This window comes from Citrobacter sp. Cpo069 (assembly GCF_030332785.1).
Taxonomy (GTDB): Bacteria; Pseudomonadota; Gammaproteobacteria; order Enterobacterales; family Enterobacteriaceae; genus Citrobacter; species Citrobacter portucalensis.
The window spans coordinates 1-20113 of the sequence record NZ_JAOWHD010000045.1 but is presented as its reverse complement, the minus strand read 5'-3'; the positions used below and the strand labels follow the sequence as shown (position 1 = coordinate 20113).

At 53.2% G+C, this 20113-nt stretch carries 20 protein-coding genes; 12 read left to right on the top strand and 8 right to left on the bottom strand.

The features are described 5' to 3' along the window. The first annotated feature begins 1 nt into the window (after position 1). The 8 genes from lpxA to tilS all read left to right on the top strand — a co-directional run bounded on the left by lpxA (position 2) and on the right by tilS (position 11061). Complete coding sequence (gene lpxA / locus OGY08_RS08190) at positions 2–790, top strand: acyl-ACP--UDP-N-acetylglucosamine O-acyltransferase (RefSeq protein WP_003018525.1); 789 nt, start codon at positions 2–4, stop codon at positions 788–790. Continuing rightward, complete coding sequence (lpxB, locus tag OGY08_RS08185; protein WP_003829168.1) at positions 790–1938, top strand: lipid-A-disaccharide synthase; 1149 nt, start codon at positions 790–792, stop codon at positions 1936–1938. The genes lpxA and lpxB overlap by 1 nt, the downstream gene beginning before the upstream one ends. After that, a complete protein-coding gene (rnhB, locus tag OGY08_RS08180) occupies positions 1935–2531 on the top strand; it encodes a ribonuclease HII (RefSeq protein ID WP_003018518.1) in 597 nt (198 codons plus the stop codon). The genes lpxB and rnhB overlap by 4 nt, the downstream gene beginning before the upstream one ends. 24 nt (positions 2532–2555) lie before the next feature. Then, positions 2556–6038, top strand: a complete 3483-nt coding sequence (gene dnaE, locus OGY08_RS08175; RefSeq protein WP_008786271.1) for a DNA polymerase III subunit alpha — start codon at positions 2556–2558, stop codon at positions 6036–6038. Positions 6039–6050: 12 nt separating this feature from the next. Next, positions 6051–7010 (top strand): acetyl-CoA carboxylase carboxyl transferase subunit alpha, encoded by a 960-nt coding sequence (accA, locus tag OGY08_RS08170; RefSeq protein ID WP_003829164.1) that lies wholly within the window; start codon positions 6051–6053, stop codon positions 7008–7010. A 99-nt stretch (positions 7011–7109) separates the two neighbouring features. Next, positions 7110–9248: a lysine decarboxylase LdcC gene (gene ldcC / locus OGY08_RS08165; RefSeq protein WP_100271477.1), complete on the top strand. Its 2139-nt coding sequence runs from the start codon at positions 7110–7112 to the stop codon at positions 9246–9248. A gap of 66 nt (positions 9249–9314) precedes the next feature. After that, positions 9315–9704, top strand: a complete 390-nt coding sequence (locus tag OGY08_RS08160; RefSeq protein WP_003829160.1) for a VOC family protein — start codon at positions 9315–9317, stop codon at positions 9702–9704. A gap of 61 nt (positions 9705–9765) precedes the next feature. After that, a complete protein-coding gene (tilS, locus tag OGY08_RS08155) occupies positions 9766–11061 on the top strand; it encodes a tRNA lysidine(34) synthetase TilS (RefSeq protein ID WP_100271476.1) in 1296 nt (431 codons plus the stop codon). 42 nt (positions 11062–11103) lie between these two features. Here the strand turns inward: tilS and rof are convergent, their stop codons facing one another. Next, positions 11104–11364: a Rho-binding antiterminator gene (gene rof, locus OGY08_RS08150; protein ID WP_003018503.1), complete on the bottom strand. Its 261-nt coding sequence runs from the start codon at positions 11362–11364 to the stop codon at positions 11104–11106. Continuing rightward, entirely contained in the window at positions 11351–11551 is a 201-nt protein-coding gene (locus tag OGY08_RS08145; RefSeq protein ID WP_048214883.1) for a YaeP family protein, read from the bottom strand. The genes rof and OGY08_RS08145 overlap by 14 nt, the downstream gene beginning before the upstream one ends. A 188-nt stretch (positions 11552–11739) precedes the next feature. Here OGY08_RS08145 and OGY08_RS08140 point away from each other — a divergent pair, with 188 nt between their 5' ends. From OGY08_RS08140 to nlpE, 3 genes are read left to right on the top strand one after another with little or no spacing between them, the layout of a single operon-like run. After that, the gene (locus OGY08_RS08140; protein ID WP_003018497.1) at positions 11740–12285 is read left to right on the top strand and encodes a YaeQ family protein; all 546 of its coding nucleotides are present in this window, start codon (positions 11740–11742) and stop codon (positions 12283–12285) included. Then, positions 12282–12704, top strand: a complete 423-nt coding sequence (gene arfB / locus OGY08_RS08135) for an alternative ribosome rescue aminoacyl-tRNA hydrolase ArfB (protein ID WP_032942412.1) — start codon at positions 12282–12284, stop codon at positions 12702–12704. The genes OGY08_RS08140 and arfB overlap by 4 nt, the downstream gene beginning before the upstream one ends. A 30-nt stretch (positions 12705–12734) precedes the next feature. Beyond that, positions 12735–13433 carry an envelope stress response activation lipoprotein NlpE gene (nlpE, locus tag OGY08_RS08130; protein ID WP_125362761.1) on the top strand — a complete coding sequence of 233 codons (699 nt, stop codon included), beginning with the start codon at positions 12735–12737 and terminating at the stop codon, positions 13431–13433. Positions 13434–13477: 44 nt separating this feature from the next. Here the strand turns inward: nlpE and proS are convergent, their stop codons facing one another. The 6 genes from proS to metN form a co-directional block, all read right to left on the bottom strand. After that, the gene (gene proS / locus OGY08_RS08125; RefSeq protein ID WP_057067120.1) at positions 13478–15196 is read right to left on the bottom strand and encodes a proline--tRNA ligase; all 1719 of its coding nucleotides are present in this window, start codon (positions 15194–15196) and stop codon (positions 13478–13480) included. A 113-nt stretch (positions 15197–15309) separates the two neighbouring features. Next, positions 15310–16017 (bottom strand): tRNA (N6-threonylcarbamoyladenosine(37)-N6)-methyltransferase TrmO, encoded by a 708-nt coding sequence (tsaA, locus tag OGY08_RS08120; protein ID WP_003829147.1) that lies wholly within the window; start codon positions 16015–16017, stop codon positions 15310–15312. After that, positions 16014–16418: an envelope stress sensor lipoprotein RcsF gene (rcsF, locus tag OGY08_RS08115; RefSeq protein ID WP_003018477.1), complete on the bottom strand. Its 405-nt coding sequence runs from the start codon at positions 16416–16418 to the stop codon at positions 16014–16016. Before rcsF ends, tsaA begins: the two co-directional genes overlap by 4 nt. A 116-nt stretch (positions 16419–16534) precedes the next feature. Further along, on the bottom strand, positions 16535–17350 hold the full coding sequence (metQ, locus tag OGY08_RS08110) for a methionine ABC transporter substrate-binding lipoprotein MetQ (RefSeq protein WP_003829145.1): 816 nt from the start codon (positions 17348–17350) through the stop codon (positions 16535–16537). Between the two features lie 44 nt (positions 17351–17394). Further along, a complete protein-coding gene (locus OGY08_RS08105; RefSeq protein ID WP_003018471.1) occupies positions 17395–18048 on the bottom strand; it encodes a methionine ABC transporter permease MetI in 654 nt (217 codons plus the stop codon). Continuing rightward, positions 18041–19072 (bottom strand): methionine ABC transporter ATP-binding protein MetN, encoded by a 1032-nt coding sequence (gene metN / locus OGY08_RS08100; protein WP_003829140.1) that lies wholly within the window; start codon positions 19070–19072, stop codon positions 18041–18043. The genes OGY08_RS08105 and metN overlap by 8 nt, the downstream gene beginning before the upstream one ends. Positions 19073–19261: 189 nt before the next feature. Between metN and gmhB the strand changes: the two genes are divergently transcribed. Further along, positions 19262–19828: a D-glycero-beta-D-manno-heptose 1,7-bisphosphate 7-phosphatase gene (gene gmhB / locus OGY08_RS08095; RefSeq protein WP_008786280.1), complete on the top strand. Its 567-nt coding sequence runs from the start codon at positions 19262–19264 to the stop codon at positions 19826–19828. The last annotated feature ends 285 nt before the right edge of the window (positions 19829–20113 follow it).

The window sequence follows — 20113 nt, the reverse complement described above, 5'->3', positions numbered from 1 at the left end:
CGTGATTGATAAATCCGCCTTTATTCACCCGACCGCCATTGTAGAAGAGGGCGCCAGCATTGGTGCCAATGCCCACATTGGCCCATTTTGTATTGTTGGACCCCATGTTGAAATTGGTGAGGGTACCGTACTGAAGTCTCACGTTGTCGTGAATGGCCATACAAAAATTGGTCGCGATAACGAGATCTATCAGTTTGCCTCCATCGGTGAAGTTAACCAGGATCTTAAATATGCTGGTGAACCGACCCGTGTGGAAATTGGCGATCGCAACCGCATCCGCGAAAGCGTCACCATTCATCGTGGCACAGTGCAGGGCGGTGGAGTGACGAAGGTGGGCAGCGATAACTTACTGATGATTAATGCGCACGTCGCGCATGATTGTACGGTAGGCAACCGCTGTATTCTGGCGAATAACGCCACGCTTGCCGGACATGTTTCGCTTGATGATTTTGTTATCATCGGCGGCATGACTGCGGTGCATCAGTTCTGCATCATCGGTGCACATGTGATGGTTGGCGGCTGTTCTGGTGTAGCCCAGGACGTGCCTCCGTACGTTATCGCCCAGGGCAACCACGCGACGCCGTTTGGCGTCAATATCGAAGGTCTGAAGCGTCGTGGATTCACCCGCGAAGCGATTACCGCGATTCGTAACGCCTACAAAGCGTTGTACCGTAGCGGTAAAACGCTGGAAGAAGTGAAACCAGAAATCGCGGAACTGGCGAAACAGTACCCCGAAGTTCAGGCATTCAGCGACTTCTTTGAGCGCTCAACGCGTGGCCTGATTCGTTAATGACTGAACAGCGTCCTTTAACGATAGCCCTCGTCGCCGGAGAAACCTCCGGCGATATTCTTGGTGCAGGGTTAATTCGTGCACTCAAGGCTCGCGTTCCCAATGCGCGTTTTGTTGGCGTGGCGGGGCCGCTGATGCAGGCCGAAGGCTGTGAAGCCTGGTACGAAATGGAAGAGCTGGCGGTCATGGGCATTGTTGAAGTGCTCGGACGCCTGCGCCGTTTACTGCATATTCGTGCCGACCTCACTCGCCGATTCACCGACTTAAAGCCGGATGTTTTCGTCGGCATTGATGCGCCTGATTTCAATATTACCCTCGAAGGGAACTTGAAAAAACAGGGCATTAAAACCATTCATTATGTCAGTCCGTCCGTCTGGGCGTGGCGACAGAAACGCGTTTTCAAAATAGGCAGATCCACCAACATGGTGCTGGCCTTTCTGCCTTTCGAAAAAGCGTTTTATGACAAATTTAACGTCCCGTGCCGCTTTATCGGTCATACCATGGCGGATGCCATGCCGTTGGACCCGGATAAAAATGCGGCACGTGATGTTCTGGGCATTCCTCATGACGCTCACTGCCTGGCGCTACTGCCAGGAAGCCGCGGTGCAGAAGTGGAGATGCTCAGCGCCGATTTTCTGAAAACGGCGCAGCTATTACGCCAGCATTATCCGGATCTCGAAGTGGTGGTGCCGTTGGTGAATGCCAAACGTCGCGAGCAGTTTGAACGCATTAAAGCGGAAGTTGCACCGGAGCTTTCTGTACATCTGCTCAATGGTATGGGACGTGAAGCAATGGTGGCCAGCGATGCCGCACTGCTGGCTTCAGGTACCGCCGCGCTGGAGTGTATGCTGGCAAAATGCCCGATGGTGGTTGGCTACCGTATGAAACCCTTCACCTTTTGGCTGGCGAAGCGCCTGGTGAAAACGGATTACGTTTCGCTACCTAACCTGCTGGCGGGAAGAGAACTGGTTAAAGAGCTGTTGCAGGAAGAGTGTGAACCGCAGGCGCTGTCGCAAGCGCTGTTGCCGTTGCTGGCAAATGGTAAAACCAGCCATGCGATGCACGACACATTCCGTGAACTGCACCAGCAGATCCGTTGCAATGCTGATGAGCAGGCGGCGGATGCGGTCCTGGAGTTAGCGCAATGATTGAATTTGTGTATCCGCATACGCATTTAGTGGCGGGTGTGGATGAAGTCGGGCGCGGCCCTTTGGTTGGCGCAGTCGTCACTGCTGCCGTCATTCTGGATCCGGCTCGCCCTATTATCGGTCTTAACGACTCAAAAAAACTGTCAGAAAAACGTCGCCTGGCGCTGTTTGATGAAATTAAAGAAAAAGCGTTAAGCTGGAGCCTGGGTCGGGCGGAACCGCATGAAATCGACGAGCTGAACATTTTGCATGCCACCATGCTGGCCATGCAGCGTGCGGTTGCGGGTCTGCATATTGCGCCTGAATACGTGCTGATTGACGGCAATCGTTGCCCGGCATTACCGGTACCGTCGATGGCGGTGGTCAAAGGTGATAGCCGCGTGGCGGAGATTAGCGCCGCATCGATTCTGGCAAAAGTGACCCGTGACGCTGAAATGGCGGCGCTGGATACGGTTTTTCCACAATATGGTTTTGCACAGCACAAAGGCTATCCAACCGCATTTCATCTGGAAAAATTGGCACTGCATGGTGCGACTGAGCACCATCGCCGCAGCTTTGGCCCCGTCAAACGCGCACTGGGACTCTCGTCCTGATTCTTGTGTCGAAGGAATCTGAAGATGTCTGAACCACGTTTCGTCCACCTACGGGTGCACAGCGACTACTCCATGATCGATGGGCTGGCGAAAACCGGACCGCTGGTGAAAAAGGCGGCCGCGTTAGGCATGCCTGCGCTGGCGATCACCGATTTTACCAACCTGTGTGGTCTGGTGAAGTTTTACGGAGCGGGTCACGGTGCGGGTATTAAGCCGATAGTTGGCGCAGATTTTCATGTCCGCAGTGAGCTGTTGGGCGATGAACTCACGCAGCTCACCGTGCTGGCCGCAAATAATACCGGCTATCAGAACCTGACGTTGTTGATTTCGAAAGCCTATCAGCGCGGCTATGGCGCAGAAGGACCGGTTATCGACCGGGACTGGTTGGTTGAGCTAAAAGAAGGTTTGATTTTGCTCTCCGGCGGTCGCATGGGCGATGTCGGACGCAGCCTGCTGCGCGGCAATAGCGCACTGGTTGACGAGTGCGTGGCGTTTTACGAAGAACATTTTCCCAATTGCTATTTCCTCGAACTGATTCGCACCGGCAGGCAAGATGAAGAAAATTATCTGCATGCAGCCGTAGCACTGGCCGAAACGCGTGGTCTACCGGTGGTGGCGACTAACGATGTCCGCTTCCTGGAAACCGGAGATTTCGACGCGCATGAAATCCGCGTAGCAATCCACGACGGGTTCACCCTTGATGACCCGAAACGCCCGCGTAACTATTCGCCGCAGCAGTACATGCGCAGCGAAGATGAGATGTGCGAGCTGTTCTCCGATATTCCGGAAGCACTGCAAAACACCGTCGAGATAGCCAAACGCTGCAACGTGACGGTGCGTCTGGGCGAATACTTCCTGCCGCAGTTCCCGACCGGCGATATGACCACCGAGGATTTCCTCGTGGCGAAATCACGCGAAGGGCTGGAAGAACGTCTCGAATTTTTGTTCCCTGACCCTGAAGTTCGTGCGCAAAAGCGCCCGCCTTACGATGAACGTCTGGAAGTTGAACTTAAAGTTATCAACCAGATGGGATTCCCTGGCTACTTCCTGATCGTTATGGAATTTATCCAGTGGTCGAAAGATAACGGCGTACCGGTAGGCCCGGGACGTGGTTCCGGCGCTGGCTCACTTGTCGCCTATGCGCTGAAAATTACCGATCTCGATCCGCTGGAATTTGACCTGCTGTTCGAACGTTTCCTTAACCCGGAACGTGTCTCAATGCCCGACTTCGACGTTGACTTCTGTATGGAGAAACGCGACCAGGTTATCGAGCACGTGGCGGAAATGTACGGTCGTGATGCGGTTTCGCAGATTATTACCTTTGGTACGATGGCTGCAAAAGCGGTTATCCGCGACGTGGGCCGCGTGCTGGGACATCCGTACGGTTTCGTTGACCGTATTTCGAAACTGGTGCCGCCCGATCCGGGCATGACGCTGGCAAAAGCCTTTGAAGCCGAACCCCAACTGCCGGAAATCTATGAGGCAGATGAAGAGGTTAAAGCGCTGATCGATATGGCGCGTAAGCTTGAAGGCGTCACGCGTAACGCTGGTAAGCACGCCGGTGGTGTGGTTATCGCACCGACAAAAATTACTGATTTTGCGCCGCTGTACTGCGATGAGCAGGGGCTGCACCCGGTTACTCAGTTTGATAAGAACGACGTGGAATATGCCGGTCTTGTGAAGTTCGACTTCCTCGGCCTGCGTACGCTCACCATCATCAACTGGGCGCTGGAAATGATCAACGCGCGCCGTGAAAAGAACGGTGAGCCACCGCTGGATATTGCGGCTATCCCGCTGGATGACAAGAAAAGCTTCGATATGCTGCAACGCTCGGAGACCACGGCGGTCTTCCAGCTTGAATCCCGCGGTATGAAAGACCTGATCAAACGTCTGCAGCCTGACTGCTTCGAAGACATGATCGCACTGGTGGCTCTGTTCCGCCCAGGTCCGCTACAGTCGGGGATGGTAGATAACTTTATCGACCGTAAGCATGGTCGCGAAGAGATTTCCTACCCGGACGTACAATGGCAGCATGAGTGTCTGAAACCGGTACTGGAGCCGACCTACGGCATTATCCTGTATCAGGAACAGGTTATGCAGATTGCCCAGGAGTTGTCCGGGTACACCCTTGGCGGCGCGGATATGCTGCGTCGTGCGATGGGTAAGAAAAAGCCGGAAGAGATGGCTAAGCAGCGCGGCACCTTTGAAGAAGGGGCGAAAAAGCGCGGCGTAGACGGCGAACTGGCGATGAAAATCTTTGACCTGGTGGAGAAATTCGCCGGTTACGGATTTAACAAATCGCACTCCGCAGCCTATGCGCTCGTCTCTTACCAGACGCTGTGGCTGAAGGCGCATTATCCTGCTGAGTTTATGGCGGCGGTAATGACCGCCGATATGGATAACACTGAAAAAGTGGTCGGGCTGGTAGATGAATGCTGGCGTATGGGGCTCAAAATCCTGCCGCCGGATATCAACTCCGGGCTTTACCATTTTCACGTGAATGATGATGGCGAGATTGTTTATGGCATCGGCGCGATAAAAGGCGTGGGTGAAGGACCAATTGAAGCTATTATTGAGGCGCGTAACGAAGGCGGTTACTTCCGTGAGCTGTTTGATCTCTGTGCGCGCACGGATATCAAAAAACTTAACCGCCGGGTGCTGGAAAAGCTAATCATGTCCGGGGCGTTTGATCGCCTTGGCCCGCATCGGGCGGCGTTGATGAATTCGCTCAACGATGCGCTAAAAGCCGCCGATCAGCATGCAAAAGCCGAAGCCATCGGTCAGGCCGATATGTTTGGCGTGCTGGCGGAAGAACCGGAGCAAATTGAACAATCCTATGCCAGTTGCCAACCGTGGCCGGAGCAGGTGGTATTAGATGGTGAGCGTGAAACGTTGGGGCTTTACCTGACGGGACACCCCATCAACCAGTATTTAAAAGAAATTGAGCGCTATGTCGGAGGCTACAGGCTGAAAGACATGCATCCGACAGAACGTGGTAAAGTCACCACGGCTGCGGGGCTCGTCATTGCTGCGCGGGTAATGGTCACCAAGCGCGGCAATCGTATCGGCATCTGTACACTGGATGACCGTTCCGGACGTCTGGAAGTTATGTTGTTTACCGATGCTCTGGATAAATACCAGCAATTGCTGGAAAAAGACCGCATACTTATCGTCAGCGGACAGGTCAGCTTTGATGACTTCAGCGGCGGGCTTAAAATGATGGCCCGTGAAGTCATGGATATTGACGAAGCCCGGGAAAAATATGCTCGCGGGCTTGCTATCTCGCTGACGGACAGGCAAATTGATGACCAGCTTTTAAACCGACTCCGTCAGTCTCTGGAACCCCACCGCTCGGGGACAATTCCAGTACATCTCTACTATCAGAGGGCGGATGCACGTGCGCGGTTGCGTTTTGGCGCGACGTGGCGTGTCTCTCCGAGCGATCGTTTGCTAAACGATCTCCGTGGCCTTATTGGTTCGGAGCAGGTGGAACTGGAGTTTGACTAATACAGGAATACTATGAGTCTGAATTTCCTTGATTTTGAACAGCCGATTGCAGAGCTGGAAGCAAAAATCGATTCTTTGACTGCGGTTAGCCGTCAGGATGAGAAACTGGATATTAACATCGATGAAGAAGTGCATCGCCTGCGTGAAAAAAGCGTAGAACTGACGCGTAAAATCTTCGCCGATCTTGGCGCATGGCAGGTAGCCCAACTGGCGCGCCATCCACAGCGTCCGTACACCCTGGATTATGTCCGCCTGGCGTTTGATGAATTTGATGAGCTGGCGGGCGATCGTGCCTATGCGGATGATAAAGCTATTGTCGGCGGTATCGCGCGTCTGGATGGCCGTCCGGTGATGATCATTGGTCATCAGAAAGGCCGTGAGACCAAAGAAAAGATTCGCCGTAATTTCGGCATGCCAGCGCCGGAAGGCTATCGCAAAGCGCTGCGTCTGATGGAAATGGCCGAGCGTTTCAACATGCCGATCATTACCTTTATCGACACCCCAGGGGCTTACCCGGGCGTGGGCGCGGAAGAGCGTGGTCAGTCAGAAGCGATCGCACGCAACCTGCGTGAAATGTCGCGTCTGAGCGTACCGGTAATCTGCACCGTTATCGGTGAAGGTGGTTCCGGTGGCGCGCTGGCGATCGGTGTAGGCGATAAAGTGAATATGCTGCAATACAGCACCTATTCCGTTATCTCCCCGGAAGGTTGTGCTTCAATTCTGTGGAAAAGCGCCGACAAAGCGCCGCTGGCCGCAGAAGCGATGGGAATTGTGGCCCCGCGTCTGAAAGAGCTGAAGCTTATCGACTCTATCATTCCGGAACCGTTAGGCGGCGCACACCGCAATCCGGAAGTGATGGCTGCGTCCCTGAAAGCACAGCTGCTGGCCGATCTCGCCGATCTCGACGTGTTAAGCAAAGACGATCTGAAAAACCGTCGTTACCAGCGTCTGATGAGCTACGGTTACGCGTAAACTGCATTAATTCCGAAAAGGGCCACAACGTTGTGGCCCTTTTTTTTACCTGCGGTTTGACCAGGCTATGATTAACTAAGGTTTTTCCAGGAGGAACGCATGAATATCATTGCCATCATGGGACCGCATGGCGTCTTTTATAAAGATGAGCCTATCAAGGAACTTGAACGTGCGCTGCAACAGCAGGGGTTTCAGATTATCTGGCCGCAGAATAGCGTTGACCTGCTGAAGTTTATCGAACACAACCCGCGAATTTGCGGCGTCATTTTTGACTGGGATGAATATAGCCTGGAGCTGTGCAGTGACATCAACCAGCTCAACGAGTATCTCCCGCTCTACGCCTTTATTAATACCCATTCGACGATGGATGTCAGTGCGCACGACCTGCGCATGGCGCTGTGGTTTTTTGAGTATGCGCTGGGTCAGTCTGAAGACATTGCCACCCGCATTCGCCAGTACACCAGCGAATACCTCGATAACATCACGCCTCCGTTCACCAAGGCGCTGTTTACCTATGTGAAGGAAGGAAAGTATACCTTCTGTACGCCCGGGCACATGGCGGGGACGGCGTACCAGAAAAGCCCGGTCGGCTGCCTGTTCTATGATTTCTTTGGCGGCAATACGCTGAAAGCCGACGTGTCCATTTCCGTAACCGAACTGGGTTCATTGCTTGATCATACCGGTCCGCACCTCGAAGCGGAGGAGTATATCGCGCGTACTTTTGGTGCCGAACAGAGCTATATGGTGACCAACGGCACCTCGACGTCGAACAAAATTGTCGGCATGTATGCTGCGCCTGCAGGCAGTACGCTACTGATTGACCGCAACTGCCATAAGTCGCTGGCGCATTTGCTGATGATGAGCGATGTGGTGCCAATCTGGTTGAAGCCTACGCGTAACGCGTTGGGGATCCTCGGCGGTATACCCCGTCGGGAATTTACCCATGCAAGTATTGAACGTAAGGTAGAAGAGACGACTCAGGCGCAATGGCCGGTACACGCGGTGATCACCAACTCCACCTATGACGGGCTGCTTTATAACACCAACTGGATCAAGCAAACCCTGGATGTGCCCTCCATCCATTTTGATTCAGCCTGGGTGCCATATACCCATTTTCATCCGATCTATCAGGGGAAAAGCGGGATGAGCGGCGAACGGGTACCGGGAAAGGTGATTTTTGAAACACAGTCCACCCACAAGATGCTGGCGGCGTTGTCACAGGCTTCGCTGATCCACATTAAGGGTGACTATGATGAAGACACGTTCAACGAAGCCTTTATGATGCACACCTCCACGTCTCCGAGCTATCCGATTGTGGCGTCGATAGAAACGGCGGCGGCAATGCTGCGTGGCAATTCCGGCAAGCGGTTAATCAATCGTTCGGTGGAACGGGCGCTGCATTTCCGTAAAGAAGTGCAGCGTCTGCGCGAAGAGTCGGATGGCTGGTTCTTTGATATCTGGCAGCCGGAAAAGGTCGATGAAGCAGAATGTTGGCCGGTAGCGCCAGGTGAAGACTGGCACGGATTTGTTGATGCTGATGCCGACCACATGTTCCTCGACCCGGTGAAGGTCACGATTCTGACGCCGGGAATGGATGAACAGGGAAATATGAGCGAAGAGGGGATCCCCGCGGCGCTGGTGGCGAAATTCCTTGATGAACGCGGCGTCGTCGTCGAAAAAACGGGACCGTATAACCTGTTGTTCCTGTTCAGTATTGGCATTGATAAAACTCGGGCGATGGGGCTGCTACGTGGCCTGACGGAATTTAAGCGCTCGTACGATCTGAATTTACGCGTGAAAAATATGCTGCCGGATCTGTATGCTGAAGATCCCGATTTCTATCGCAATATGCGTATTCAGGATCTGGCGCAGGGGATCCATAAGCTTATCCGCCAGCACGATCTCTCCGGACTGATGCTGCGGGCATTTGATACCTTGCCGGAAATGAAAATGACACCGCACCAGGCCTGGCAGCGGCAGATCAAAGGTGAGGTGGAAACCGTGGCGCTTGATCAACTGGTAGGACGCGTGTCCGCCAATATGATCCTGCCTTATCCTCCAGGCGTGCCGCTCTTGATGCCCGGGGAAATGATCACTGCCAAAAGCCGGGCTGTCCTCGATTTTCTTCTGATGCTGTGTTCAGTGGGGCAGCGCTACCCGGGATTTGAAACCGATATCCATGGCGCTAAACTGGGCGAGGATGGCGTGTATCGCGTGAGAGTCTTAAAAATGGCATAACGACTTGCCTGACCCTAAGACGTACGAGTAACGTTCTGACAGAAAAATGAAAGAGGCGATGACGCTATGCTGGGATTAAAACAGGTTCACCATATTGCCATTATTGCGACGGACTACGCGGCGAGTAAGGCATTTTACTGCGATGTGCTTGGCTTTACACTGATGAGCGAAGCCTATCGGGAAGAGAGAGACTCGTGGAAAGGCGATCTGGCATTGAACGGCCAGTATGTGATTGAGCTTTTTTCTTTCCCGTTTCCACCTTGCCGTCCGAGCCGACCGGAAGCCTGCGGTTTGCGTCATCTGGCGTTCAGCGTGGAGGATGTGGAAAAGTCGATCGCGCATCTGGAAGCACACCACGTGAAGTGTGAATCCATACGTATCGATCCATTTACCGGTAAACGCTTTACGTTTTTCAACGATCCGGACGGATTGCCCCTCGAACTGTACGAGCTGTAAGGCTTGTCATTGTGGCGTTAGCCCGGTAACGTGCCGGGCAATGCCATTGTAAGTAACCATCATGACGACACTCACGCTGAACACTTCACTGCTGAATTCTCAATCGATTTTGGTCGCCTTTAGCGGCGGGCTGGACTCAACCGTACTCCTGCATCAGCTGGTGCAGTGGCGAGCGCAGCATCCTGAGGTCGCTTTACGCGCAATCCATATTCATCACGGATTAAGCTCACATGCAGACAGTTGGGTGCAGCACTGTGAGTCAGTATGTATGCAGTGGCAGGTGCCGCTGGTGGTTGAGCGGGTACACCTTGAGGATGATGGTCTGGGCATCGAAGCTCAGGCACGACGCGCGCGCTATCAGGCATTTGCGCAGACCTTACTACCGGGCGAGGTGCTAATGACTGCCCAGCATCTCGATGACCAGTGTGAAACCTTTCTGCTGGCGCTTAAGCGCGGCAGCGGCCCTGCCGGACTTTCCGCCATGGGCGAAAACTCACCGTTCGCCGGAACCCAGCTGATTCGACCGCTGCTGGCGCAAACGCGAGAGGCGCTTGAAGCATGGGCGCGGCAGCATGAATTATGCTGGATTGAAGATGAAAGCAATCAGGATGATACCTACGATCGCAATTTTCTCAGATTGCGCGTTACCCCATTGCTGCAACAGCGCTGGCCGCACTTCGCGCAAGCCGTAGCCCGCAGCGCCGCGCTGTGTGCTGAGCAGGAGAGTTTACTGGATGAACTGCTGGCCAGCGATTTAGCCGATTGCATCACAGCCCACGGCACACTGCTACTGGTACCGTTAATGATGATGAGCGACGTGCGTCGTGCCGCGCTGCTTCGTCGCTGGCTGGCGGGGTTAAATGCGCCGATGCCTTCTCGTGATGGACTGGAACGTATCTGGCAGGAAGTGGCGCTGGCGCGGGAAGATGCCTCACCCTGTTTTCGCCTCGGGGAGTACGAGGTCCGTCGTTATCAGTCACAGCTGTGGTGGGTGAAGTCAGTCGATGGGCAAAGCGAAACCGTTATCCCATGGCTAGAGTGGAAAACACCGTTGGCGCTGCCTGCCGGATTGGGTTCGGTTCAGTTAATCTCTGCGGGTGAATTGCGCATGCCGCAAGCGGATGAAGCTGTCAGCATTCGTTTCAAAGCACCAGGGTTATTGCATATTGTTGGGCGTAACGGTGGACGGAAATTAAAGAAAATCTGGCAGGAGCAGGGGATCCCGCCCTGGCGACGAGATACCACACCGCTGCTGTTTTACGGCGAAACGTTGATTGCGGCTGCGGGTGTTTTCGTGACGCGTGAGGGAGCGGCGGAAGATGAAGAAGGCGTGAGTCTGGTTTGGCGTGGAAAGTAGGCCGGATAAGGTGCTTTGCACCGTCATCCGGCACCAAAATAATCAGGATTCGCTGACCACCACGGTACCGATCTGCGGGTGGCTGAAGCTGGCAATTTTGTCGAGGCGAAGCTCCCGGGTTTCACCTGCGACATCTGCGACCAGATACTCCACGTTTTTGCGTGAAACCAGGTCGTTCGCTTTCGCCTGCAAAACTTCGCCATCTTTTAACGCCAGCGTCAGTAACAAATGGTGCTGGCAGGCGAGTTCAAGATTGTCGTAATCATCGCAGTTGATGGGTTGATACGTTTCATTCATTGACATAATCGCTCACCAGTAAGTTCGCGGCAGCATAGGCCGCTTTTTCCCTGACCGACTCTGGAAGGGCGCTGTCTGTCGCCACTTCATTAAGCACCTTCAATACGCAACCCAGCGCATCCGGGATATACCCTAAGTCTCCGCTGGCGATTTCCGCGTACCGCTTGCGTATTAACTCACAATATTTTTCCACATGCCCTCCTGTCAGCACTCTGACTTAACCGTGGATGCAAGTCTAAGCCTACGAAGATAAACTCTGTTTAGCAAGGTGACTATACCATACTCATTCAAGCAATATCAGCGCCTTGATAGATGAGCAGTTAGCAGCCTTTTGCCGCAGTTTTCGCTACAATGTGCGCCTGATTCGAAAGGAGTTCTCCCATGGCGCTTAAAGCGACAATTTATAAAGCCGTCGTCAACGTAGCGGATCTTGACCGCAACCAGTTTCTTGACGCGGCCTTGACGCTGGCGCGTCACCCCTCTGAAACCCAGGAGCGCATGATGCTGCGCCTGCTGGCCTGGATTAAATATGCCGATGAACGGCTGCAGTTCACGCGTGGCCTGAGCGCGGAAGACGAGCCTGAAGCATGGCTGCGTAACGACCATCTGGGCATCGATCTTTGGATTGAGCTGGGTCTGCCGGATGAGCGCCGTATCAAGAAAGCCTGTACCCAGTCTGGTGAGGTTGCTCTGTTTGCCTACAACAGCCGTGCGGCTCAGATCTGGTGGCAGCAAAACCAGAACAAATGTGCGCAGTTTAAAAATCTCACCGTGTGGTATCTGGATGATGAACAGCTGGCGCAACTGAGTGATTTTGCTGGTCGTACAATGGCGCTGCAGGCGACTATTCAGGACGGCGCTATTTGGCTGTCCGACTCTCAGAACAATCTGGAAATTCATCTGACCGCGTGGCAGCCGCGTTCATGATTGTTCTCTCCCGAAACGTCTCTATCCCTGATAATGAGCTGGAAATCACGGCGATTCGGGCACAAGGCGCGGGTGGTCAGCACGTTAACAAGACCTCGACGGCTATCCATTTGCGCTTTGACATTCGGGCCTCGAGCCTGCCAGAGTATTACAAGGAACGCCTGCTGGCCGCCAGCCATCATCTGATTAGCGGCGATGGCATTATTATCATTAAGGCGCAGGAATACCGTAGCCAGGAGCTCAATCGGGAAGCGGCAATCTCCCGACTGGTGGCGGTGATAAAAGAATTAACCGCGGTGCAAAAAAGCCGACAGGCAACTCGCCCTACGCGCGCCTCGAAAGAGCGCAGGTTGTCATCGAAGGCGCAAAAATCCACAGTGAAAGCACTGCGCGGGAGAGTTCGTCGAACGCAAGACTGACGAGCGGGAATAAAAATTAATAAGGAATTGATAGTGAAAACAGCAATATTGTCCGTGGTCGCTGCATGCACGCTTTTTTCCTTGATTGGCTGTAATAATCGTACTGAAGTTGAAGTACTACAGCCGACGCGGGCGGCAGAATTAAAACCGATGCAGCAAAGCTGGCGTGGCATCTTACCTTGCGCGGACTGCGAAGGGATTGAAACCTCTCTGTTTCTGGAAAAAGACGGCACATGGGTGATGAACGAACGCTATCAGGGCGTGCGGGATGAACCGTCTTCGTTTGCCTCTTATGGCACATGGGCGCGTACAGCCGACAAACTGGTGCTGACCGACAGCAAAGGTGAAAAGTCGTACTACCGGGCTAAAGGCGAGGCGCTGGAAATGCTCGATCGTGAAGGTAACCCGATTGAGTCACAGTTTAACTACACGCTCCAGCCGGTTTCCGCCAGCTTACCGGTGACGCCAATGCCGATGCGAGGCATGTATTTCTATATGGCTGACGCGGCAATCTTTACCGACTGCGCAACGGGTAAACGGATGCCAGTGGCGAATAACGCTCGGCTTGAACGCGACTATTTAGCCGCTCGTGCGGAAAACGGACAGTCCGTACTGCTGACGCTTGAGGCGCATTTCACGCTGGAGTCAAACCCGGATACGGGTGAGAAAGTGAAAACGTTGATGGCGGATAAAGACGCGAAATTTATCCCTGGTAAAGCGTGTAATTAATCGATAGAAAAAAGGCCCTGATAATCAGGGCCTTTTTGTTGGTATTAGCCTTTAATGGCTTTGACCAGGAAGTCGACGATGTCGCCGGTTTTAATCAGCTCTTTCTCGCCGTTACGACGGTATTTGTATTCGATATCGTCGTTGTCGAGGTTACGGTCGCCCAGTACGATGGTGTGCGGAATACCGATCAGTTCCATATCGGCAAACATCACGCCCGGACGTTCTTTACGATCGTCCATCAGTACTTCAATACCCTGCGCGCGCAGCTCAGCGTACAGCTTCTCAGCCAGCTCCTGCACACGGTAGGATTTGTGCATATTCATCGGCAGAATGGCGACCTGGAACGGGGCAATGGCATCTGGCCATACGATGCCACGATCGTCAAAGTTTTGTTCAATAGCAGCAGCGACTACGCGAGTGACCCCGATACCGTAGCAGCCCATAGTCAGCGTCTGGTTACGGCCATCTTCGCCCTGAACGGCGGCTTTCATCGCTTCAGAGTACTTGGTACCCAACTGGAAGATATGGCCGACTTCGATACCGCGTTTGATCATCAGTGTACCTTTGCCGTCCGGGCTAGGGTCGCCGGCGACCACGTTACGGATGTCAGCAACTTCCGGGGTGGCCACGTCGCGATCCCAGTTGATACCGAAATAGTGTTTACCGTCGATGTTGGCACCGGCAGCGAAATCGCTCATTACTGCAACGGTACGGTCGATAACCACCGGAATTGGCATATTCACCGGACCGAGCGAGCCAGGACCTGCTTTTACCAGCGCACGAATTTCTTCTTCGGTGGCAAAGGTCAGCGGGCTGGCAACCTGCGGCAGTTTTTCCGCTTTGACTTCGTTCAGCTCGTGATCGCCACGAACCAGCAGGGCGACCAGCGGGTAGCTGCTGCCTTCAACCGCTTTCACCAGCAGGGTTTTCACGGTTTTTTCGATAGGCAGGTTGAACTGCTCAACCAGTTCGGCGATGGTTTTAGCGTTCGGCGTATCTACCAACGTCATTTCCTGGGTTGCTGCCCCGCGCGGCTCTTTCGGCGCAACGGCTTCGGCAAATTCGATGTTCGCCGCATAGTCAGAGGAGTCGGAGAAGATCACATCGTCTTCGCCGCTCTGCGCCAGCACCTGGAATTCGTGAGAGGCGCTGCCGCCGATAGAACCGGTATCCGCTTGTACTGCACGGAAATCCAGCCCCATACGGCTGAAGATTTTGCTATACGCAGCGTACATCGCGTCGTAGGTTTCCTGCAGGGATTCCTGAGAGGTGTGGAAAGAGTATGCATCTTTCATCAGGAATTCGCGGGAGCGCATCACGCCGAAGCGCGGACGGACTTCGTCACGGAATTTGGTCTGAATCTGATAGAAGTTCAGCGGTAGCTGTTTGTAAGAGCTCAGCTCGTTACGGATCAGGTCGGTGATCACTTCTTCATGCGTTGGGCCGAGGACGAACGAACGATCGCCACGGTCAGCAATACGCAGCAGTTCCGGGCCGTATTGTTCCCAACGGCCGCTCTCTTCCCACAGTTCAGAAGGCTGAACGACCGGCATCAACACCTCGATCGCACCGGCGTTGTTCATCTCTTCACGCACGATGTTTTCGACTTTTTTCAGGACGCGCACGCCGGTCGGCAGCCAGGTATATAACCCGGAGGCCAGCTTGCGGATCATCCCGGCGCGCAGCATCAGCTGGTGGCTGATGACTTCGGCGTCGGCAGGTGTCTCCTTCAGAGTGGAGAGCAGATATTGGCTAGTACGCATGTTGTTACGGTTCCAGTTGAACGATCGAACAGGCTCAAAACGAGCCTGGCACAAAACAAAAGTGGTTTAGTTTACCAGCGAGAAAGGGATGTCAAAAGAGTACGCGACGCAAATTAGCGGGCTTCCAGAGCAAAGACCTCAAATCCTGACGGCGTGACGCGCCAGCGGACGTTAAAGTCCAGCAGCCAGACGGCGTAGGTTTTGCCTTCTTCCTCGTTTTTACGGTAGGCAGGACGCGGATCCTGCGCCAGCACTTCGGCAATAAACTGACGAAGATGCGGGTAACGTTGTTCGAGCTTCGGTAGCTGCTCCGCGAGATCTTCACTGAACGTCACGTCTACGCTGGCCTGGGGGGCATCCTGAGCATAGCTGGCGCGAGCATCGGGTAACGATTCGGCAAACGGCAGATACGGTTTTATATCTACAACTGGCGTGCCATCAACGAGATCCAGCCCACCGAGTTCGAGGATCACGTGCTCTTTATGGCAGCGGATGCCCCGTAGCTCGACCAACGACATGCCAACAGGGTTAGGACGAAACGTTGAACGCGTGGCAAAGACACCCATTCTGGCGTTGCCGCCAAGGCGGGGAGGGCGCACGGTCGGACGCCATCCACCTTCCATTGTCTGGTGAAAAACAAAAATCACCCACAAATGACTGAAGGCTTCCAGGCCGCGAACGGCATCGGCCTGGTTATAAGGTGCGAGCAAATGCAGTTCACCGCTGGCGCTTTTCACCAGACCGGGCTGGCGTGGAACGGCGAACTTTTCTTTATAAGGTGAGCGGATAACGCCTATTTGCTCGAACTGAAAATGGCTCATTTCGCCGAAATGTTCAGTGCAGAACCGATGCAAACCGCCTGACGATAGCAACCCGGCGTTCCGCTGGTCACTTCGCAACTGTGCAGCAATACCGCATTAGCTTTCATTTTTGATGCGTTAATCTGCATGCGTTTGCGTGCGGTTGGAATGCTCGGAGGGGAATCCTGGTTTGAAGCCTGGCAGGATTCACCGCTAACTTCGCCAAGATCGCGGAACGGTTTGCCTACTAAATCTTCAGCGTTAGTAATGATTCTTACCGGCGTAGCGCGCGGTGCTTTCGGTTTTTCCGGCTCCGCTTTCGGCGGGGTTGCGGTGCTTTGAACGGGTTCAACAGGGGATCTGCTTAACATAGAACAGCCGCTCAGCAAGAGTGCTACTAAACAGATCGGTAAAGCACGCATAATATTTCCTCAATGAATGATCTAAACGTCAGATATTGAATCAGGTGCTTGCATAAATGACAAGACGGGCAAGCGCCCGTCCTGATGATATTACAGATTCTGTAAACAGCCTAAAATTACCAGCCCTTAACAGCACCGCCGTTGAAGACTTTGTTTGCTGCTTCGTACACTTCGTCAGACTGGTATGCTTCAACGAATTTCTTCACGTTCTCAGCATCTTTATTGTCTTCACGAGTCACAATCAGGTTTACGTACGGGGAATCTTTATCTTCAACAAAGATACCGTCTTTTGCCGGAGTCAGGCCGATCTGGCTGGCGTAGGTGGTGTTGATGACCGCCAGTGCGATTTGTGCATCGTCCAGGGAACGCGGCAGCTGCGGTGCTTCCAGTTCAACCAGCTTCAGGTTTTTCGGGTTTTCAATCACGTCCAGCGCGGTCGGCAGCAAGCCAACACCGTCTTTCAGTTTGATTAAGCCCACTTTTTGCAGCAGCAGCAAGGAACGACCAAGGTTAGTCGGGTCGTTTGGAATCGCGACCTGGGAACCGTCCTGCAGCTCATCCAGTGATTTGATTTTTTTGGAGTAGCCCGCAATCGGGTAAACAAAAGTATTGCCTACAGCAACCAGCTTATAACCGCGATCTTTGATCTGCTGGTCCAGGTATGGTTTGTGCTGGAAGGCGTTAGCATCGATATCGCCTTTGCTCAGCGCTTCGTTAGGCAGAACGTAATCGTTAAAGGTGACCAGCTCAACGTCCAGACCGTATTTTTCTTTTGCCACTTTCTGCGCGACTTCTGCAACCTGCTGCTCTGCGCCAACAATAACGCCCACTTTGATGTGATTAGGATCTTTTTCATCCTGACCGCAACCCACAAGTGCCAGAGAACCGATCAGGGCTCCAACTGCCGCAAAGGTTTTGAATTTGAACGCCATGCTTATTTCCTTTTCTTAATGAGTTTTTAGTGTTGTGTGCAACGTTATTTGTGCGTGACAGCCCGGACGATGCGATCGCCGGATAACTGAATTAAATAAACCAGAACGACGAGCAATACCAGTACTGTATTCATTACGGTAGCGTTGTAACCAATATAGCCGTACTGATAGCCAATCTGTCCAAGACCACCGGCACCGACGGCACCGCCCATCGCGGAGTAACCAACCAGCGTGATAAGGGTGATGGTGGCCGCATTGACCAGTCCTGGCAGCGCTTCTGGCAGTAATACCTTACGTACAATTTGCAGCGGCGTGGCGCCCATCGCACGAGAGGCTTCTATCAGCCCGGTCGGGATTTCGAGCAGCGCGTTTTCCACCATACGGGCGATAAACGGCGCGGCACCGACGGTCAGCGGAACGATAGCTGCCTGCAGTCCGATAGAGGTGCCTACGATCATGCGGGTGAACGGAATCATCCACACCAGTAAGATGATGAACGGGATGGAACGGAAAATGTTCACCAGCGCAGAGAGCGTACGGTAGAGCTTCGCGTTCTCAATAATTTGCCCCGGACGCGTTACGTACAGCAACACGCCGACCGGCAGACCAATCACAAAGCCAAAAAAACCGGACACAAAGGTCATTGCCAGCGTTTCCCATACGCCGCGAACCAGCAGCCACATCATCGGCTCAGACATAACCCAGTACCTCTACTTTTACATGGTGTTCCTGCAACCAACTGATGGCTGCTTGTGTATCTTCCTGTGTGCCGTGCATTTCAGTCAGCATGATGCCGAACTTCACACCGCCGGCGTAATCCATCTGCGCGCTAATAATGTTGTTATTCACATTAAACCGACGGGCCGTCTCAGAAAGTAGCGGTGCATCGACCGAATGGCCGGTGAATTCCATACGCAGCATCGGCACGCTGTCGGCTTCCGGCTCCGCTTTCAAACGTTCCAGATAATCTTCCGGAATATCCAGGTGCAGCGTGGACTGGATAAATTTCTGTGCCAGCGGCGTTTTCGGATGTGAGAACACTTCACTAACGGTGTCTTGCTCAATCAGTTCACCATTGCTGATGACCGCCACGCAGTCACAAATACGTTTTACAACGTCCATTTCGTGGGTAATCAGCAGAATGGTGAGTCCCAGACGACGATTAATATCTTTCAATAATTCCAGAATCGAGCGGGTCGTTGCCGGATCGAGTGCGCTGGTGGCTTCATCGCACAGCAACACTTTGGGATTACTTGCCAGCGCACGGGCGATTGCCACACGCTGTTTTTGTCCACCGGAAAGGTTGGCCGGGTAGCTATCGTGCTTGTCTCCAAGACCAACCAAATCCAACAGTTCTGTTACGCGGCGTTTGATCTCTTCTTTTGGCGTGTTATCCAGTTCCAGCGGTAGTGCGACGTTACCGAACACCGTACGGGAAGAGAGCAGGTTAAAGTGCTGAAAAATCATGCCGATTTGACGGCGAGCTTTAGTCAACTCCGACTCAGAAAGCGTGGTCAGCTCCTGACCGCCAACCTGAACGCTGCCTTCGGTAGGGCGTTCGAGTAGGTTAACGCAGCGGATGAGCGTACTTTTACCGGCGCCGGAGGCGCCAATAACGCCATAAATCTGCCCGGCAGGAACATGCAGGCTGACATTATTTAGCGCCTGAATGGTGCGAGTCCCCTGCTGGAACACTTTGGTGATATTCGAAAGTTTAATCATTGGTTATTTATTATCGTAATTAAGTTAGCCGTGGCATTTTCGTCTGTCAGGTACGGTCGAAGCCGTCAACAAGATGGATGTTAAGGCATCCAGACGTCTAAATCAATCGGGCTTTGCACGATGAGCACTTTCTTGCCCGCTGAAACATGCGATACTAGAGTCACATGCCTTATTCAGGAGCTATAAAAGGTGGCAAAGTCTGTACCCGCAATTTTTCTCGACCGTGACGGTACCATTAATGTGGACCACGGTTATGTACATGAGATCGACGAGTTTGAGTTTATCGACGGCGTTATTGATGCCATGCGTGAACTTAAAAAGATGGGTTACGCGCTTATTATCGTGACGAACCAGTCTGGTATCGCGCGTGGTAAATTTACTGAGGCGCAGTTTGAAACGTTGACCGAATGGATGGACTGGTCGCTGGCCGATCGCGACGTTGAGCTGGATGGTATCTACTACTGCCCGCATCACCCGCAGGGTACTGTAGAAGAGTATCGTCAGGTCTGCGACTGCCGTAAACCGCATCCTGGCATGTTTATCTCCGCCCGAGACTTCTTGCACATCGATATGGCCGCTTCTTATATGGTTGGCGACAAAATTGAAGATATGCAGGCGGCGACAGCTGCGAATGTTGGCACGAAGGTATTGGTGCGCACAGGCAAACCCGTCACGCCGGAAGCAGAAAATGCAGCAGATTTGGTCATAAATAGTCTGGCAGACCTGCCAATGGCGATCAAAAAGCAGCAAAAGTAAGCGTTGTGGATAAAAGGTGAGCGGTTGAAACAAAAATGCATTTTTCCGCTTGTCTTCCTGAGTCGACTCCCTATAATGCGCCTCCATCGACACGGCGGATGTGAATCACTTCACACAAACAGCCGGTTCGGTTGAAGGGAAAAACCTGAAAATGAGGGTTGACTCTGAAAGAGGAAAGCGTAATATACGCCACCTCGCGACAGAACGCTAAAGCGCGTCGCAACTGCTCTTTAACAATTTATCAGACAATCTGTGTGGGCACTCGAAGATACGGATTCTTAACGT

Excerpts from the sequence above, each read along its gene's own strand:
- OGY08_RS08160 (WP_003829160.1), top strand. The coding sequence starts at position 9,315 with ATGCTGGGATTAAAACAGGTTCACCATATTGCCATTATTGCGACGGAC.
- rcsF (WP_003018477.1), bottom strand. The coding sequence starts at position 16,418 with ATGCGTGCTTTACCGATCTGTTTAGTAGCACTCTTGCTGAGCGGCTGT.
- proS (WP_057067120.1), bottom strand. The coding sequence starts at position 15,196 with ATGCGTACTAGCCAATATCTGCTCTCCACTCTGAAGGAGACACCTGCC.
- tilS (WP_100271476.1), top strand. The coding sequence starts at position 9,766 with ATGACGACACTCACGCTGAACACTTCACTGCTGAATTCTCAATCGATT.
- OGY08_RS08105 (WP_003018471.1), bottom strand. The coding sequence starts at position 18,048 with ATGTCTGAGCCGATGATGTGGCTGCTGGTTCGCGGCGTATGGGAAACG.
- dnaE (WP_008786271.1), top strand. The coding sequence starts at position 2,556 with ATGTCTGAACCACGTTTCGTCCACCTACGGGTGCACAGCGACTACTCC.
- metN (WP_003829140.1), bottom strand. The coding sequence starts at position 19,072 with ATGATTAAACTTTCGAATATCACCAAAGTGTTCCAGCAGGGGACTCGC.
- metQ (WP_003829145.1), bottom strand. The coding sequence starts at position 17,350 with ATGGCGTTCAAATTCAAAACCTTTGCGGCAGTTGGAGCCCTGATCGGT.
- rof (WP_003018503.1), bottom strand. The coding sequence starts at position 11,364 with ATGTCAATGAATGAAACGTATCAACCCATCAACTGCGATGATTACGAC.
- accA (WP_003829164.1), top strand. The coding sequence starts at position 6,051 with ATGAGTCTGAATTTCCTTGATTTTGAACAGCCGATTGCAGAGCTGGAA.
- ldcC (WP_100271477.1), top strand. The coding sequence starts at position 7,110 with ATGAATATCATTGCCATCATGGGACCGCATGGCGTCTTTTATAAAGAT.
- rnhB (WP_003018518.1), top strand. The coding sequence starts at position 1,935 with ATGATTGAATTTGTGTATCCGCATACGCATTTAGTGGCGGGTGTGGAT.
- tsaA (WP_003829147.1), bottom strand. The coding sequence starts at position 16,017 with ATGAGCCATTTTCAGTTCGAGCAAATAGGCGTTATCCGCTCACCTTAT.
- lpxB (WP_003829168.1), top strand. The coding sequence starts at position 790 with ATGACTGAACAGCGTCCTTTAACGATAGCCCTCGTCGCCGGAGAAACC.
- OGY08_RS08140 (WP_003018497.1), top strand. The coding sequence starts at position 11,740 with ATGGCGCTTAAAGCGACAATTTATAAAGCCGTCGTCAACGTAGCGGAT.
- arfB (WP_032942412.1), top strand. The coding sequence starts at position 12,282 with ATGATTGTTCTCTCCCGAAACGTCTCTATCCCTGATAATGAGCTGGAA.